A 16,668-nucleotide genomic window follows, 5' to 3' on the forward strand; every position below is an offset into this window, starting at 1 on the left:
GTGAGGATTCTTACGATGTTGGGAAGTGCCTGGTCGCCTACCCTCTGAAGGGTGCCGGACGACGCGAGCATCGGAATCTTCGACAGCGGGGTGGGTGGCCTGACGGTCGCCAGGGCGATCATCGATCAGCTCCCCCACGAGACCATCACCTACGTGGCCGACACGGCCCGCCAGCCGTACGGGCCCAGGCGGATCGCCGAGGTCCGCGCCTACGCGCTGGAGGTGATGGACCACCTGGTGGAGCACGACGTGAAGATGCTCGTGATCGCCTGCAACAGCGCCAGCGCCGCCGTGCTGCGCGACGCGCGCGAACGCTACGCCGTACCCGTGGTCGAGGTGATCCAGCCGGCGGCGCGCAGGGCCGTGCGGGCCACCCGCAACGGGCGGGTGGGGGTCATCGCGACCCGGGCGACCATCGAGTCGCTCGCCTACCACGACGCCTTCGCCGCCGCGCCCGACATCCAGCTCACCGGCGTGGCCGCCCCGCGCCTGGTGGAGTACGTCGAGCGCGGCGAGACGATGAGCGATGAGCTCATCGAGGTGCTGCGCGGCTACCTGGAGCCGATCAAGGCGGCCGGCTGCGACACGCTCATCCTCGGCTGTACGCACTACCCGCTGCTCACCGGCGCGATCTCCTACGTGGCCGGGGAGGACGTCACGCTCGTCTCCAGCGCGGAGGAGACAGCCAAGGACGTCTACCGGATCCTGCACGACCGCGGCCTGGCCGACGGCGGCGCCCACCCCCGGCACCGCTTCATGGCCACCGGCGACACCGCCCTGTTCGCCCGGCTGGGGCGGCGCTTCCTCGGGCCCGAGATCGACGCGGTCGACCTGGCCGCACTGGGGGGTACCACGCCGAACGGGAGGCTCGTATGAAAGTGACCATCATCGGATGCTCGGGAAGCTTTCCCGGCCCGGACAGCCCCGCCTCCTGCTACCTGCTGGAGGCCGAGGGCTTCAGGATGCTGCTCGACTTCGGCAGCGGCGCGCTCGGAACACTCCAGCGCCACCTCGGCCTGTACGACATCGACGCCGTCCTCCTGTCCCACCTGCACGCCGACCACTGCCTCGACCTGTGCGGCTACCACGTGGCCCGCACCTACGGCCCCGCCGCCCCCTACCCGCGCATCCCGGTGCACGCCCCCGCCGACGCCCCCCGCCGCCTGGCCGCCGCCTACGGCATGCCGGAGGAGCCCGGCATGGAAACAGCCTTCCGCTTCGTCCGGCTGGCGCCCGGCTCGTTCGACGTCGGCCCGTTCGCGGTGACCGCCGGGCTGGTCAACCACCCCGTGGAGACCTACGGCTTCCGGGTGTCGCACGGCGGCAGGACCGTCGCCTACTCGGGCGACACCGGCGAGTCGGCCGAGCTGGTGAAGCTAGCCGAGAACGCCGACCTGCTGCTCTGCGAGGCGTCCTTCCTGGAGGCCCCCGACCTGCCGCCCGGCCTGCACCTGACCGGGCGGCAGGCGGCGGAGCACGCGGCCGAGGCGGGCGTGGGCAGGCTCGTGCTCACCCACCTGGTGCCGTGGAACGACCACGCGAGCGTCCTCGCCGAGGCCTCGGGCGGCGGCTTCGACGGGCCGATCGAGCTGGCCCGCAGCGGCGCGGTCTACGACTTGACCTGAGCCGTCTCGGTGACGAACTCCCGCATCCCCGGCAGCGGTGAGAACAGCAGCGGCAGCGCCGACAGCAGCCGGCCCACCATGAACACCCACAGCGCCTCGCGCACCCCGATCGCCTGCGCCACGACGCCGCCGAGCAGCGCGCCCAGCGGCATCGTGCCCCAGACCAGGAACCGCACGGTGGCGTTGACCCGGCCGAGCAGGTGCGCGGGGGTGACCGACTGGCGGTAGGTGAGCTGGCCCACGTTGTACAGGATCGAGCCGAAGGTGAGGGCGATGGAGGTGATCGCGTAGAGCGACACCCGCCAGTCCGCCTCGGTGAGCGGCAGCAGCAGGCCGAAGGGGGAGGTGACCAGCAGGGCGACCCAGGTGACCCTGGCGGTGCCGTACCGGGCGAAGATCCGGGTGCCGACCGCGCCGCCGATCAGCGCGCCGACCGCGCCGCCGGTGAGCAGCACGCCGACCAGGCCGGGGGCGAGGCCGACGACGTCGGCCAGGAACAGGACCGACAGGCCGAGCACCGCGCTCACGGTGAGGTTCGTCACCGCCGTGGTCAGGCAGATCATCCGCAGGATCCGGTCGCGCCAGACGAAGGCCAGCCCCTCGGCCATCTCCCTGCGCAGGCCCTCCCGCTGGGGGCGCACGGGCAGCGGGTCCGCCGTCCTGATCGTGATCAGGAAGATCAGCGAGCCCAGGGCGGCGACGGCGGTGGCCAGCAGCGTGCGCGAGGCGGTCAGCAACTGCACCAGCAGGCCGCCGAGGCCGGGGCCGACCAGGCCGCCCGTCGCGCGCACCACTTCGAGCTTGGAGTTCCCGTCGGTCAGCTCGCCCTTGCCGACCAGGGTGGGCAGGTAGCTCTGGTCGGCCACGTCGTTGAAGAGCTGGGCGCAGCCGGCCAGCAGCGCCACGACGTACAGCATGGTCATGGAGAGCACGCCGAACAGGTCGGCCAGCGGGATGGACGCCAGCAGCACGAATCTGGCCAGGTCGGCGGCGGCCATCACGCGGCGGCGGCGGAGCCGGTCGATCCAGACGCCCGCGGGCAGTCCGAGCAGGAGGAAGGCCACGGTCTGCGCGGCCGAGAGCACGCCCACCTCGAACGGAGTGGCGTGCAAGGTCAGCACGGCGACCAGCGGTAGTGCGACACGCGCGACGTTCGCGCCGAGCTCGTTGAGCACATGGGAGCTCAAGAAGCGGAGATAGTCAGGGTTTCGCAACACCCCCGTTGTCATTGCGTAAGGATCTATGTCCAGGACAGGGTCGGTCAAGGGTGTTGGCGCACGGAGATAGGGTGATCTGCATGTCTCGACAGGATGGACGCACCCCCGGACAACTACGCCCGGTCACGATCACTCGTGGCTGGCTGGCGCACGCGGAGGGCTCCGTGCTCGTGGAGTTCGGCGGCACGAAGGTGCTGTGCGCGGCCTCCGTCCAGGACAGCGTGCCCCGCTGGCGACGGGGCAGCGGGCAGGGCTGGGTGACGGCCGAGTACGCGATGCTGCCTCGGGCGACCAACACCCGCAACGACCGCGAGTCCGTGCGCGGCAAGATCGGCGGGCGTACCCACGAGATCTCCCGGCTGATCGGCCGCTCGCTGCGCGCCTGCGTCGACTACAAGGCCCTGGGCGAGAACTCCGTGATGCTCGACTGCGACGTGCTGCAGGCCGACGGCGGCACCCGCACCGCGGCGATCACCGGCGCCTATGTCGCGCTGGCCGACGCGGTGGCCTGGATGCGCGCCCGCAAGATGTGCCCCGGCGACCCGCTGGTCGACTCCGTCGCCGCGGTCTCGGTGGGGATCGTCGGCACCACGCCGCTGCTCGACCTCTGCTACACCGAGGACGTCGTGGCCGAGACCGACATGAACGTCGTGATGACCGGCTCGGGCAAGTTCGTCGAGGTGCAGGGCACCGCCGAGGGCGCCCCGTTCGACCGGGCCACCCTCGGCTCCCTGCTCGACCTGGCCGCGGCCGGATGCGAGGAGTTGACGCTGCATCAGCAGGAGGCGCTGAGCCCATGAGAATCGTGCTGGCGACCCGCAACCCGGGCAAGATCTTCGAGCTGCGGCGGATCATGGCCGGGTTCGAGGTGGTGGGGCTGGAGGAGTTCCCGCACATCGGCGAGGTGGCCGAGACCGGGCTCACCTTCGCGGAGAACGCCCTGCTGAAGGCGCACGCGGTGGCCGCGCAGAGCGGCCTGCCCGCGGTGGCCGACGACTCGGGCCTCTGCGTCGACGCGCTGAACGGCATGCCGGGCGTGTTCTCCGCCCGCTGGGCCGGACGGCACGGCGACGACAAGGCCAACCTCGACCTGCTGCTCGCCCAGGTCTCCGATGTCCCCGCCGACCGCCGTGCCGCGCACTTCACCTGCGCCGCGGCGCTCGCCCTGCCCGCCGGGCAGGAGCAGGTGGTGGAGGGCTTGCTGCCCGGCCACATCCTGTCCCAGCCGCGCGGGTCGAACGGCTTCGGGTACGACCCGATCTTCGTCCCCGAAGGCGAGGGGCGTACCGCGGCCGAGCTGTCACCCGACGAGAAGGACGCCATCAGCCATCGTGGCCGCGCCTTCCGCGCCCTGGCCCCGATCGTGCGGGACCTGCTCGGCTGAGATCAGGCCGGCGCGTAGGTCAGGTTGAGCACGCCGGTGCCGAAGGTGACGGAGTCCACCAGCCGCAGCGGGCGGTGGTCGTCCTTGTCCTCGAAGAGGCGCCGGCCACTGCCCAGCACGATGGGGTGGACCAGGAGCCGCAGCTCGTCGAGGACGTTCTCGCGCAGCAGCGACCGCACGAGGGTGGGGCTGCCGCTGATGGTGATGTTCTTCCCCGGCTCCGCCTTCAGCCGGGTGAGCGCCTCGGCGACGTCTCCCTCGATCAGCGCCGAGTTCTGCCACTCCACGTTCTTCAGGGTGGTCGAGGCCACCAGCTTGCGCATGCCGTTCAGCTGGTCGGCGAAGAGCGACTCGCCGCCCCGGTGCGGCCAGGTCGCGGCGAACACCTCGTAGGTGGCCCGGCCGAGCAGCAGGATGTCGGCCTCGTCGAACTGCGAGCCGACGGCCTCCTGCATCTCGTCGCTCCAGTACGGGAAGTGCCACTCCTCCGGTGACTCCACGACGCCGTCCACGGAGACGAACAGCCCCGCGATGATCTTTCTCACGTTTCCTCCTTACTTCAGGACGCCTCAGGCGGCGAAGAACTCGGCCAGCGCCGGGGCGATGGCCGCGGGGTCCACGTTGTGCGGCTGGCCCGCGAGCGTGTGCCGCCGGGAGCCGGGCACCGCGGCGGCCACCGCGTCGGCCGCGTTGGTCAGCCACCTCTCGGTCCCCCCGTCGACGACGAGCGTGGGCACGGTGACCGCGGCCAGCCGGTCGGCGGGCAGGGTGAAGTCGCCGGTGATGGTGGCGTCGTAGACGAGGGTGTGCGCCACCGCCTCCATCGACGGCCAGAACGGCGTGCCGCGCATCGGGGTGACGAAGTCGGCGGGCAGGCCGACCGCGCTGGTGAAGAAGAGCTCGATCATGTCGCCCCTGCGGTCCTGCTCCAGCAGGTCGATGAGCCGCAGACGGTAGTCCGCGGGGAGGGCGGGGCGGGTGTCGTCGACGATGAACGGGGTCTCCCAGACCGCCAGCCTGGTGATGGCGAGGCCGCGGGCCGCCGCCTCCAGGGCGATGATGCCGCCGCCGGACGTGCCGTACACCAGGGCCGAGCCGCCGGCCTCCTCGATGAGGGCCTCGATGTCCTCGAACTCGCGGTCGACCGCGTACGGCGCGGTGTCACCGCTGTCGCCACGGCCCCTGCGGTCGTAGTTGAACACGGTGAACCGCTCGGCCAGCAGCTCGGCGAGCGGGTAGCCGGCGGAGCGGTCGGTCGGGCCGCCGCCGATCATGATGACCACCGGGCCGCTGCCCAGCCGGTCGAAGGCGATGGGCGTGCCGTCGTTGGAGATCACTTTATCCACAGGTGATGCCTTTCTCTGGTGTCGTTCCTGTGCGAGAAGCGTGCTCTCCGCGCTGGTCCGGGGGCATCCGTGGCGTTCACGGAATTGCTACGGAATGAGGTACTGATTCTGATTCGCGGGGATATCGGTGTCGGCCATGATGACGGGGTGACGACTACCGGTCCCGGTTCGGTGTCCAGGCGGGAAGCCCAGGTGCTGGAGGCCCTCGGTGAGCAGCTGTCCAACTCCGAGATCGCCGGCAGGTTGCACATCTCAGTCAGGACGGTCGAGAGCCACGTCTCGTCGCTGCTGCGCAAACACGGTGTCGCCGACCGGAGGTCACTGGCCGACCTCGGTCGTACGGTGACCGGCGAGGTGGCGGGTCTCCCGGCCGCGCTCACGACGTTCGTCGGCCGCGCCGGGGAACTGGAGCGGGTGCTCGCCGCGTTCGACGACGCCCGGCTGGTGACGCTGTCGGGCCCCGGCGGGGTCGGCAAGACGCGCCTCGCCGCGGTGCTCGCCGAGACGGCGGCGGCCTCCTTCCCCTCCGGCCGGGCCTTCGTGGACCTGGTCCCGGTGCGCGACGGGTTCGTCGCGCAGGCCGTCGCCGCCGCGCTCGGCGTCACCGAGCACCCCCGGCAGCCCCTGGAGTACGCCATCGCCGAACGGCTCGGGCGTGGCAGGTCGCTGCTGGTCCTGGACAACTGCGAGCACCTGCTCGACGCGGTGGCCAGGTTCGCCGAACGGCTGCTGGCGGCCTGCCCCGGCACCAGGATCCTGGTCACCAGCCGCGAACGCCTCGCCGTCGCCGGGGAGCGGATCGTGCGGATCGCGCCGCTGCCGCTCTCCTCCGACGCCGAGGTGCTCTTCCACGACCGGGCCACCGCCGCCGATCCGGACTTCGCCGCCGACCCCGGCACGGTGACCGACATCTGCGCGCGGCTCGACGGCATGCCGCTGGCCATCGAACTCGCGGCCGCCCGCGTCGCCTCACTCGGCGTCGAGGGGCTGCTGGCGGCTCTGGAGGACATCCTGCGCCTGCTCTCCGGCGCCAGACGCAGCGACGAGCGGCATCGTTCGCTGCGCGCCGTCATCGGCTGGAGCTACAACCTGCTCGACGAGGAGGAGCGCCGGTTGCTCTGCCGGCTGGCCGCCTTCGCCGGCGGATTCGACCTGGCCGCGGCCGTCGCGGTGACCCCGGACGGCACCCGCGGCGCGGTCGCCGACGTGCTCGGCCGGCTCGTCGACAAGAGCCTCGTCACCCACGGCGCGGCGGGCCGGTGGCGGCTGCTGGACACCGTCCGCGCCTTCGCCGCCGACCGGCTCGCCGACGGCGACGAGCAGGAGGAGGTACGGCGACGGCACCTGAGCTGGGCCGAAGCCACCGCGACGGACCTGACCGGCCGCCTGGACGGGGAGTGGCGCGACGACTTCGACGCCGTCGCCGACGACCTGCGGGCGGCCCTCGCCGCCGCCCCGCCGGGCCCGGACGCCATCCCGCACCGGCTGGCCAGGGCCCTGGCACGGCTCACCTACGCGCGCCGGTTCCTGATGGAGTCCCTGGACCGCTACCAGCAGGCGGCCCAGCGGGCGCCCACCCCCGGTGAGGCGGCCAGGGACCTGCGCGCCGCCGCGAACTGCGCACGGGTCAGCACCACCTCGGGGCCGCAGGTGTTCGAGCTGCTGCTCGCCTCGGCCGAGCAGGCCAGGGCGGCCGGTGACGGCGACGCGCAGGCGATCGGGCTGGCGCTGGCGGTGGAGCGGGTCTGCAGGTCTCCCGCGACCTTTCCCACCGAGATCCCCCACGACCGCCTGTGCCGCCTGCTCGACGAGGCGACCGCGGCCGGTGACGCCCGCGACCCGGTGGTGGCGGCCTGCCTGGCGACCGCGGCGGCGTGGACCGCGGGGCCGGAGAAGTCCGCCCCCGACCCCGGCCTGGCCGCCCTAGCCTTCGACGCCGCGCGGGTCACCGGGGATCCGGTGCTCATCAGCGCCTCCCTCGACGCGATGAGCACCGCGGCGGGCAACGCCGGGCGGCTGCGGGAGGCGAACCGCCACACCGGTCTGCGCTTCGCCCAACTGGCCCTGATGGACCGCACCGACCCGTACTCGGCGACCGAGATCATCGACATCCTGGCCACCGCCGCGGCCGACGCCATCATGGCCGGTGACCTGCCCGCCGCCCTGCTCGCGGCCCGCCGGATCCTGGACGACGACCTGCTCGGCAACCACTCCTACATCTCCGCGGCGAGCCAGATCCCCGCCCTGGTGCTCACCGGCGACCTCGACCCGGCCCTGCGGTACGCGAGCGCGATGTGGGACGGCTGGCAGCGGGCCGGACGGCCCCCGGCGGGGTGGATGTCGCCCGCGGTGGCCACCGTCGCCCTCGCCTACGGGTTGCTGGGGGAGGAGCGCCGGTTCCGGCTGTGGCGGGCAAGGGTGCTGGAGGTGGCGGGCATCACCGACGCCCGCCACCACCTCCGCCTGGCCCCGATCGCCTTCGTGGACGCCCGGATCGCCGTCCACACCGGCGACCTGACCGACGCGGCGCTCCTCGTCGAACGCGCCTTCGCCGCCTTCCCCGCCAGCCGCTACGGCGGGTACGCCCGCGCCGCCGGAGCCGAGCTCGCCGTCGTCGCCGGGCTCCCCGACGCCCCGGAACGGCTCGCGCACGCCGCCGCCGCCGCGGACCAGAACGACTGGGCCGCCGCCTGCGTTGCCCGCGCCACCGGCCGGCTGCACGGCGACGCCGACGCCCTCGCGGCCTCGGCCGACGGCTGGGAGCGCATCGGCGCCCGCCTGGAACGGGCCTGCACCCTGCGACTGCTGCCCGCCCCGAAGCAGGCGTAACCGGGGCGTAAGAACTCGCGGCCGGCCAGGGGCGTAGCGTCGGAAGGGTGGAGAACAAGGAGGTCCCGCGCTGGGCGGGGGCGCTCGCCGGACTGACCGCCGGCGGCGTGGCGCTGGCGGTCGCACAGGTGGTCGCGAGCCTGGTGAATCCCGCGGCGTTCCCCGTCGTGGCGGTGGGCGCCGCGACCGTGGACCTGACGCCGGCCCCGGTCAAGGACTGGGCGATCAGGTCGTTCGGCGAGAACGACAAGACAGTCCTGATCACGGGTGTGCTCCTGGTGCTGGCCGTCATCGCCGCCGGACTGGGTGTGCTGTCCCTCCGCTCCCCCCGGTACGGCCAGGCGGGCCTGGCGGCATTCGCCGTCATCGGTCTGCTGGCGGTGCTGAGCAGGCCCGGCGCGATCGCTATGGACGCGCTGCCGACGGTCGTGGGCGTGGCGGCGGGGATGCTCGCACTGCCATGGCTTCTCGGCAGGGCGACGACCCGCCTGCCGTCCCCCGCGGCGGACGCGTCGCCGGAAGGGGAGGCGGATCGGCCCGCTGTCATGCGGGCGGGTGCTGAGGTGTACGCCTTCGACCGCAGGAGGCTGCTCACCGGTGTGGCGGGCGGTGCCGTGGTGGCGGGGGCCGGGGCCCTGGCGGGTGGGTACCTGAGCGGGCGGCGGGTGGCCGACACCGCGCGGAGCGCCCTGGCGTTGCCCGCCCCGGCCGTGCCCGCCGAGGCGCTGCCCCCGGGCGTGGACTTCCGGCTCAAGGGCCTGACCCCGTTCGTCACCCCCAACAAGGACTTCTACCGCGTCGACACCGCCCTGATCGTGCCGCACGTCGACCCCGCCACGTGGACCCTGCGCGTGCACGGCCTGGTGGACCGGCCCGTCGAGCTCACCTACGCCGACCTGCTCGGCCGCCCGCTCACCGAGGCCGACATCACGCTCACCTGCGTCTCGAACGAGGTCGGCGGGCCGTACGCGGGCAACGCCCGCTGGCTGGGCGTGCGCATGGCCGACGTGCTGCGCGAGGCGGGCATCCAGCGGGGCGCCGACATGCTGCTGTCCAGATCCGCCGACGGCTGGACCTGCGGCACCCCGGTGGAGGTGGTGATGGACGGCAGGGACGCGCTGTTCGCGATCGCGATGAACGGCGAAGCGCTGCCCGCCGCCCACGGCTACCCGGTACGGCAGGTCGTCCCCGGCCTGTACGGCTACGTGTCGGCCACCAAGTGGGTCGTCGACGTCAAGGTCACCAGGTTCGACACCGACGAGGCGTACTGGACGCCGCGCGGCTGGGCGGCCAAGGGGCCGATCAAGACCCAGTCCCGCATCGACCTGCCCGCGCCCAATTCCTCGCTCAGCCCGGGACGGACCACGATCGCCGGGGTCGCCTGGGCCCAGCACACCGGCGTGTCCGCCGTGGAGGTGCGGGTCGACCGGGGCGTCTGGCGGCAGGCGAGGCTCGCCCAGGTGCCGGGGCCGGACACGTGGCGGCAGTGGTCGCTGGACTGGGACGCCACGCCCGGCGAGCACACCGTCGAGGTGCGGGCGACCGACGCGGCGGGCCGTACCCAGACCGAGCAGGTGGCCCCGCCGGATCCCGACGGGGCGAGCGGATGGCACACCATCTCGGTCAGAGTCGCCTGATTTCGCAGCATTTGCCCTGGTAGAGATGGGGTTCCTGGTCGCTGATCGGGCTGACAGGGAGCGGATGGGCATCCTACGATCGACTGTCGAACAGGACAGGAGGCAATGGACGTGCTCCGCGACCAGAACCGCGGCGTCCGGTGGAGCCTTCCCGAGGGGCGGTACAACCCGGTGATCGGCGACGGGGTGCGGTGGCGTGACTACGAACTCGCCGCCGACGCCGCAGGGGCGAGCCCCCAGCCGGAACCCGGACCGGCCTCTCCGGTTACCTCGCCAGGACCCGACTGGTTCGACCTGCCACACCGGCCGCCCAGGCTGACCGACTGCCGGCCGTACGGCAAGCCGGGCGGGCTGGCACGCCCGGACCCGGAGATCGAGCAGGACATGGCCCGCGCGCTGCCGTCGGGCACGCGCTTCCCCGACCCGCGCGGCACCTGGATCCGCCTGATCAACGGCGAGGGCCCCGCCGACGACCCGTTCCGGGCGAGCAACTCCGCCGACTGCGCGCTCGCCACACTGTCCACCTGGCACGGCGAGCCGGTCGTCGCGGCGCCCAGGTTCCCGGAGTACGACCGGGTCGGCAAGCCGCTGCTCACCGGCGAGAGCGGGGGAGCGGCCAGGATCGAGCAGTGGGTCGGCCAGCGCTTCGGCTGCGTGGGGCAGGGGCGGCACGCCTACCCGCTGGTGGCCGACCGGCTCGCCGAGGCGGGCCACGGCGCCGCCGCGGTGCTGGTGGTGCGCTGGCCGGGCGGCGGCTCGCACGCGTGGAACGCCGTCAACTCCGGCGGCGAAGTGATCTGGATCGACGCCCAGCGCGGGCACATGGCCGTGGAGCCGCCGTACGAGGCGGTGACCGGCGTGTTCTGCGTGGTCCTCGACAGGAGAGGGGAGCCGAGGTGAACCTGGACCAGGCCAGGGCACTGGCCGAGGAGTACTTCAACGGGGTCAGACCCGCCGCCCAGTCCGTCGAGGTCGGCCTGTACGGCTTCCGCGAGGGCTACGTCGCCTGGGCGCGCGACAGCGAGCCCGGCAGCCCCTCCCTGCTGCCCGCCACGGTCGGCGGGGCGTGCATCGTGATCGACAGGACCACCGGCGAAGTGGTCATCAGGCCGCTGCTGAACCCGGAGACCGTCGCCGAGCAGTGGCCGGGCCGCAAACCCCGTTGAGCCGGGCGCTTCCCTGGGAGGGCGCCCGGCTCAGCGGAAATGCGCGGGGCCGCGAGGGGTGCAACTCGCCGGGCGGCCCCGCGCACGCTCATCCGGCGGCCAGCGACCCCACGATCGAGGCGCGGGCCGCCTTGCGGGCCGGGAAGACGGCGGCCAGCACACCGGCCAGCCCGGACAGCACGACGAACAGCGCGATCTGCCCCACCGGGATGTCGAAGCTGACGCCGTCGATCATCGCCCGCATCGCCGCCCAGCCGAACGCGCCGCCGAGGACGACGCCGACCAGCGCGCCGATCAGGCCCAGCAGCAGCGCCTCGACCGACAGCATGTTCCGGAGCTGCGGCCTGGTCAGGCCGAGCGCCCGCAGCAGCGCCGACTCGCGGGTGCGCTCGTGCACCGACAGCGACAGCGTGTTGGCGATGCCCAGCAGTGAGATGAGGATGGCCAGGCCCAGCAGGCCGGTGATGACCATCAGCATCATGTCGAGCGCCTCGTCGAACTGGCCGCGGACGTCGGTCGAGCTGCCGACCAGCACGGTCGGGTAGGCCGCCGTGGCCGCCTCGACCACCTTGCGGGCCTGGTCGGCGGAGACGCCGTCCTTGATGTTGATCAGCACCCGCGCGTCGGGGGTGCTGCCGAAGTAGCGTTCGTACTCCGGCTCGGCCACGGTCACCGAAGGCAGCTGGGACGACTCGCCGTCCAGGACGGCCACCACCTTCAGCGACACCGCTCCGGCCTTCTTGGTCTTCACCGGCACCTGGTCGCCCACCTTCACCCCGAGCTCGGTCGCCACGGAGTCGGCGAGCGCGACCTGGCCGGCGCCCAGGTTCTTCATCGAGCCCGACTTGGGGGTCTGGTTGATCGGGCCGCTGAACGTGCCGATCTCCATCTCACCCCGGCCGATGGCCGCGGTGGTGCGGCGGATCTGCAGCACCGAGCCCAGTTCGGGCTTGCCGCGCAGTTCCTCGCCGATCGAGCGCGGGATCGTCGAGTCGCGTGCCTGACTCATGATCATGTAGTCGACGGGGAACTGGTCGTCGAGCTTGTCGGCCATGGTCACCCGGGTGGAGGCGGTGATCACCGAGATCAGCGTCATCAGCGTGACGCCGATGGTGAGCGCCACGGTGGTGGTCGCCGCCCGCTTGGGGTTGCGTCCTGAGTTGTCCACCGCGAGCCTGCCCGGCACGCCGAACAGCTTGGCGGGCAGCCAGCCGACGAACGCGCTGAGCGGCTTGACGATCACCGGCCCGAGGATCAGCACCGCCAGGAAGGTCAGAGCGCCACCCCCGACCACGGTGAACAGCGCCTGCATGCCGGGCTCGGTCGTCACGCCCACGACGGTGGCGCCGATCCCGGCCAGCAGGAAGAGCGCGGCGGAGATCGAGCGCAGCAGGCCGGTGCGGAACGTCTGCTCCTCGACCTGGCTGCGCAGCGCAGCGATGGGGGCGACCCTGGTCGCCGAGCGCGCGGGCAGCAGCGCCGCGCCGACGGTGACGACGAGGCCGACCAGGAGGCCGACCGCGATCGTGCGGAGGTTCAGCGACACGCTCGCGCCGGTGGGGAGGGGGGCGTCCATCGCGCTCAGCACGGCCATCGCCCCCGCGCCGAGGCCGTACCCGGCGAGCAGGCCGAGGACGGAGGAGAGCAGGCCGACCACCGCCGACTCCAGCAGGATCGAGCCGAACACCTGCGAGCGGGTGGCGCCGATGCACCGCAGCAGCGCCATCTCCTTGGTGCGCTGCGCGACCAGGATGTTGAAGGTGTTGTAGATGACCAGCGCGGCCACCAGCATCGCCACCAGGCCGAACAGCAGTAGCCCCACCTTCATGACGTCGTTGTCCACGCCGGAGCTCTTGGCCAGCTCGGCGGCCAGTTCCTGGCCGGTCAGGACCGTGTGGCCGGAGCCCAGCGCGGCGGCGACCGTCGCCTTGAGCGCGTCCGGGTCGGCGCCCGCCACGTCGATCTCGCGGAAGCCCTTCTCACCCGTCATCCGTACGGCCGTGTCGGCGGTGAACCCGACCGCGCCCGTGTAGGCCAGCTCCTGGTCCACGCCGGTGTCGAAGACGCCGACGAGGGCGAACTCGTGCTCGGTGTTCTTCCGGTCGAGCACCTTGATCGTGTCGCCGACCTTGAAGCCCTGCGTCCGCGCGGTGTTCTCATCGACGATCGCCTGGTCGTCGGCCGCCGGAAGGACGCCTTCGGTGACCACCGTACGGTTCAGCGGGCCGTCGGCCACCGAGAGGGCGGTGCTCGGGAAGTCGCCCGCGGCCTTGCCGTTCTTGCCCAGCAGGGGAGCGTTGCCGCGGACCAGCCCCCGGGCGTCGGTGACGCCGTCGAGCGCGCGTACCTTCTCCAGCATGCTCGCGGGCAGGCGCTTGTCGCCATCGGCCAGCACCGCCACGGTCACCTTGCCGGCCTCGGCCGTGACCTTCTGCGAGAAACCGGCCTCGATGGTGTCGGTGAGCACGAACGTGCCCGCGATGAAGCCCACGCCCAGCGTGATCGCCAGGGAGGTGAGCAGCAGGCGCAGCTTGTGCGCCCGCAGGCCGGCGAGAGTCGTCTTCAGCAACTCACGCCTCCAGCTTCATCAGCGTGTCCAGCACCGACTGCGGCGTCGGCCGGTCCAGCTCTGTGACCAGCTCGCCGTCGCGCAGGAAGACCACCCGGTCGGCGTAGGAGGCGGCCACCGGGTCGTGGGTGACCATGACGATCGTCTGGCCGAGCTCACGCACGCTGGTACGCAGGAACGACAGCACCTCGGCGCCGCTGCGCGAGTCGAGGTTGCCGGTCGGCTCGTCGGCGAAGATCACCTGGGGCTTGCTGATCAGCGCGCGGGCGACCGCCACCCGCTGCTGCTGGCCGCCCGACAGCTCCGTCGGCTTGTGGGCCAGCCTGTCACGCAGCCCGACCGTCTCGATGACCCGGTCGAACAGCAACTGGTCGGCCTGCCGTCCGGCGATCTCCAGCGGCAGCCGGATGTTCTGCTCGGCGGTCAGCGTGGGCAGCAGGTTGAACGCCTGGAAGATGAAGCCGATCCGCTCCCGGCGCAGCATCGTGAGCTGCTTGTCGGTCAGGCCGGTCAGTTCCACGTCGCCGATGTGCACCGAGCCCGAGCTCACCGTGTCCAGCCCGGCCAGGCAGTGCATCAGCGTCGACTTGCCGGAACCGGACGGGCCCATGATCGCCGTGAAGGCGCCGGTGGCGAACGCGACGTCCACCCCGCGAAGGGCGTGCACCTCGGCGTCGCCCTGCCCGTACACCTTGGTCAGGCCTCTGGCCACCGCCGCGGGCGGGGCCTGGCGGTGGACATCTGTGAGAGTCACGTTCACTCCTTGCTCGCGTTCAACAACGTGACCAACGCTATGAGCGAGTAAAGGAGGATTAATGAGTCTTGAGAATGGACTTTGGGTAAGCCGGGAGATGACCCGTATCAGCCTTTCGGCCGATCCGACGGAATGATCAATCGCCTTTCGTACGCATACACCACCACCTGCGCCCGGTCGCGCAGCCCCAGCTTGGCCAGCACCCTGCCCAGGTGCGTCTTGACCGTCGCCTCCGCCAGGTCGAGGTGCTCGGCGATCTCCGTGTTCGACAGGCCGCGCGCCACCATGAGCATCACCTCCCGCTCGCGGGTGGTGAGCGGCGCGGCGCCGGGCGGCTCGCCGGTGGGCGCCGACGGCATCATCGAGGCGAACCTGGCGATCATCCTGCGCGTCGTGCTCGGCGCCACCACCGCGTCGCCGGCGTGCACCGAACGGATCGCGCTCACCAGGTCCGCCGCGGGCACATCCTTGAGCAGGAACCCCGACGCGCCCGCCTTGAGCGCCGAGAAGGCGTACTCGTCCAGGTCGAACGTGGTCAGGATCAGTACCTTCGGGCCGTCGATCAGCGCGGTGGCCTCGACCCCGTCCATCCGCGGCATCCGCACGTCCATCAGTACCACGTCGACCTCGGTCGTGCGCAGGACCTCCAGCGCCGCCACGCCGTCGGCGGCCTCGGCGACCACGTCGATGTCCGGCTGGGCGCCCAGCACCATCCGGAAGCCGGCGCGCAGCAACTCCTGGTCGTCGACCAGCATGACGCGGATCACGCCGCTCTCACCTCCGGGACGGGCAGCGTCGCCCGCACCTCGAAACCGCCTCCGGCGCGGGGGCCGGTCCACACCGCTCCGCCGTACATGCCGACCCGCTCCCGCATGCCCACCAGCCCGTGCCCGTCCGGGCCGCGGACCACCGCCGCGCCCCTGCCGTCGTCGGCGATCCGCACCGACACCTGCTGCGGACCGTAGTCGATCTCGACCACGGCCGTGACCTCGGGGCCGCCGTGCTTGAGCGCGTTCGTCAGCGCCTCCTGCACGATCCGGTAGATGACGAGCTGCTCGCCCTCGGGCAGCTCCGGCGGCGTCCCCTTGATCGTCAGCGCGACGGGCAGCCCGGAGCCCCTCACCATCCCGGCGAGCTGCTCCAGCCCCGGCTGCGGCAGGTAGTCCGCCGGCGAGCCGCCGTCCTGCCGCAACACCCCCACGAGGCGCCGCATCTCCGCCAGCGCCTCCCGCCCGGTCTTGGAGATCGCCTGTACGGCGAGGCGCGCCTGCTCAGGGTCGCTGTCGATCGCGTACCCGGCGCCGTCGGCCTGGACGATGATCACGCTGACATTGTGGGCGACCACGTCGTGCAGCTCCCTGGCGATTCTCGTCCGCTCGGCCGCCGCGGCCATCTTCGCCTGCTGGTCCCGCTCGCGTTCGGCCCGCTCCGCGCGCTCCTCCAGACCCTCCAGGTAGCGGCGGCGGGTTTTGGCGTAGATCCCGGTAACCCAGACGGTGACGACGAAGAACGTACCGCTGAAGAACATGCCGAGCGTGGCATTGTTCCAGCGCACCAGGGCCAGGAAGATGCCCAGCTCGGCCACCGCCCCCGCGGCCACCGCCCAGGGCAGCGCGCCGTGCGAGGCGACCGCGAACAGCGCGATCAGCACCGCGAAGTTCGCCACGAACGGGTCCCCGCCGACCACCCACTGCCCGAAACTGATCAGCGAGATCGCCGCGAACACCAGCCGCGGGTAGGTGTTCCGCCAGAACAGCGGCACCAGCAGCGCCGCAGAGATGATCACGTAGCCGAACAGGCCGAAATGGACGGCCAGACCGGTCAAAGCGGCGTACGTCGAGGCGTTGACCACGCACAGCCCGATCAGCGGCGCGAGCCAGAGGACGTCCGCGAGGGTGCTGTGGCGCCTGGACCAGGCGCGAATCCGGCCGAACACATCATTACGATACGTAGGAGCGGGAGTGGATCTGTCCGCCTCCAGGCGGAGGTTCATGTACGACCCAGGTCGCACTTTTCGCGGGCTTACGCGGCCCTTACGCGGTCTTTGCCATTCTCGTTTTGGGAGCGCCCTCGGGCGAGTAAAGGGAGATCGTGATGGCGGATCATGATCGTGATGCCGGGTCGCGCGGCGAAGAGGAAGC

The 16,668-nt window shown here is 72.1% G+C and carries 15 protein-coding genes; 8 read left to right on the forward strand and 7 right to left on the reverse strand.

Annotation, left to right across the window (positions count from 1 at the left end):
* Positions 1-51 precede the first annotated feature (51 nt).
* Both murI and ABZ911_RS23735 read left to right on the forward strand, forming a co-directional pair.
* A complete protein-coding gene (murI, locus tag ABZ911_RS23730) occupies positions 52-876 on the forward strand; it encodes a glutamate racemase (RefSeq protein ID WP_358059619.1) in 825 nt (274 codons plus the stop codon).
* Entirely contained in the window at positions 873-1,625 is a 753-nt protein-coding gene (locus ABZ911_RS23735) for an MBL fold metallo-hydrolase (protein ID WP_358059622.1), read from the forward strand. Before murI ends, ABZ911_RS23735 begins: the two co-directional genes overlap by 4 nt.
* On the opposite strand, the gene ABZ911_RS23740 is transcribed toward ABZ911_RS23735, so the two are convergent.
* Positions 1,610-2,812: an MFS transporter gene (locus ABZ911_RS23740; protein WP_358059625.1), complete on the reverse strand. Its 1,203-nt coding sequence runs from the start codon at positions 2,810-2,812 to the stop codon at positions 1,610-1,612. The genes ABZ911_RS23735 and ABZ911_RS23740 overlap by 16 nt on opposite strands.
* 110 nt (positions 2,813-2,922) lie before the next feature.
* On the opposite strand from ABZ911_RS23740, the gene rph reads away from it, so the two are divergent.
* Both rph and ABZ911_RS23750 read left to right on the forward strand, forming a co-directional pair.
* Positions 2,923-3,642 carry a ribonuclease PH gene (gene rph / locus ABZ911_RS23745; RefSeq protein ID WP_358059628.1) on the forward strand — a complete coding sequence of 240 codons (720 nt, stop codon included), beginning with the start codon at positions 2,923-2,925 and terminating at the stop codon, positions 3,640-3,642.
* A complete protein-coding gene (locus tag ABZ911_RS23750) occupies positions 3,639-4,226 on the forward strand; it encodes an XTP/dITP diphosphatase (protein WP_358059631.1) in 588 nt (195 codons plus the stop codon). The genes rph and ABZ911_RS23750 overlap by 4 nt, the downstream gene beginning before the upstream one ends.
* A 2-nt stretch (positions 4,227-4,228) precedes the next feature.
* Here ABZ911_RS23750 and ABZ911_RS23755 read toward each other — a convergent pair whose 3' ends face one another.
* Positions 4,229-4,771, reverse strand: coding sequence for a dihydrofolate reductase family protein (locus ABZ911_RS23755; RefSeq protein WP_358059634.1), 543 nt, complete (start codon positions 4,769-4,771; stop codon positions 4,229-4,231).
* A gap of 24 nt (positions 4,772-4,795) precedes the next feature.
* Complete coding sequence (locus ABZ911_RS23760) at positions 4,796-5,572, reverse strand: alpha/beta hydrolase (protein ID WP_358059637.1); 777 nt, start codon at positions 5,570-5,572, stop codon at positions 4,796-4,798.
* A 147-nt stretch (positions 5,573-5,719) separates the two neighbouring features.
* Here ABZ911_RS23760 and ABZ911_RS23765 point away from each other — a divergent pair, with 147 nt between their 5' ends.
* The 4 genes from ABZ911_RS23765 (at position 5,720) to ABZ911_RS23780 (ending at position 11,204) form a co-directional block, all read left to right on the forward strand.
* Entirely contained in the window at positions 5,720-8,401 is a 2,682-nt protein-coding gene (locus ABZ911_RS23765; protein ID WP_358059640.1) for a LuxR C-terminal-related transcriptional regulator, read from the forward strand.
* 47 nt (positions 8,402-8,448) lie between these two features.
* On the forward strand, positions 8,449-10,038 hold the full coding sequence (locus ABZ911_RS23770; RefSeq protein ID WP_358059643.1) for a molybdopterin-dependent oxidoreductase: 1,590 nt from the start codon (positions 8,449-8,451) through the stop codon (positions 10,036-10,038).
* A gap of 105 nt (positions 10,039-10,143) precedes the next feature.
* Complete coding sequence (locus ABZ911_RS23775; protein ID WP_358059646.1) at positions 10,144-10,938, forward strand: toxin glutamine deamidase domain-containing protein; 795 nt, start codon at positions 10,144-10,146, stop codon at positions 10,936-10,938.
* Positions 10,935-11,204, forward strand: a complete 270-nt coding sequence (locus ABZ911_RS23780; RefSeq protein ID WP_358059649.1) for a hypothetical protein — start codon at positions 10,935-10,937, stop codon at positions 11,202-11,204. Before ABZ911_RS23775 ends, ABZ911_RS23780 begins: the two co-directional genes overlap by 4 nt.
* A gap of 88 nt (positions 11,205-11,292) precedes the next feature.
* Here the strand turns inward: ABZ911_RS23780 and ABZ911_RS23785 are convergent, their stop codons facing one another.
* The 4 genes from ABZ911_RS23785 to ABZ911_RS23800 form a co-directional block, all read right to left on the reverse strand.
* On the reverse strand, positions 11,293-13,773 hold the full coding sequence (locus tag ABZ911_RS23785) for an FtsX-like permease family protein (RefSeq protein ID WP_358059652.1): 2,481 nt from the start codon (positions 13,771-13,773) through the stop codon (positions 11,293-11,295).
* Position 13,774: 1 nt separating this feature from the next.
* On the reverse strand, positions 13,775-14,527 hold the full coding sequence (locus ABZ911_RS23790) for an ABC transporter ATP-binding protein (protein WP_358059655.1): 753 nt from the start codon (positions 14,525-14,527) through the stop codon (positions 13,775-13,777).
* 107 nt (positions 14,528-14,634) lie between these two features.
* Positions 14,635-15,294: a response regulator transcription factor gene (locus tag ABZ911_RS23795; protein ID WP_358059658.1), complete on the reverse strand. Its 660-nt coding sequence runs from the start codon at positions 15,292-15,294 to the stop codon at positions 14,635-14,637.
* A complete protein-coding gene (locus ABZ911_RS23800; protein ID WP_358059661.1) occupies positions 15,291-16,463 on the reverse strand; it encodes a sensor histidine kinase in 1,173 nt (390 codons plus the stop codon). The genes ABZ911_RS23795 and ABZ911_RS23800 overlap by 4 nt, the downstream gene beginning before the upstream one ends.
* Positions 16,464-16,668 lie beyond the last annotated feature (205 nt).

The sequence above is a fragment of the Nonomuraea sp. NPDC046570 genome, assembly GCF_040645915.1.
Lineage (GTDB): Bacteria > Actinomycetota > Actinomycetes > Streptosporangiales > Streptosporangiaceae > Nonomuraea.

Excerpts from the sequence above, each read along its gene's own strand:
- rph (WP_358059628.1), top strand. The coding sequence starts at position 2,923 with ATGTCTCGACAGGATGGACGCACCCCCGGACAACTACGCCCGGTCACG.
- ABZ911_RS23775 (WP_358059646.1), top strand. The coding sequence starts at position 10,144 with ATGGACGTGCTCCGCGACCAGAACCGCGGCGTCCGGTGGAGCCTTCCC.
- ABZ911_RS23735 (WP_358059622.1), top strand. The coding sequence starts at position 873 with ATGAAAGTGACCATCATCGGATGCTCGGGAAGCTTTCCCGGCCCGGAC.
- ABZ911_RS23750 (WP_358059631.1), top strand. The coding sequence starts at position 3,639 with ATGAGAATCGTGCTGGCGACCCGCAACCCGGGCAAGATCTTCGAGCTG.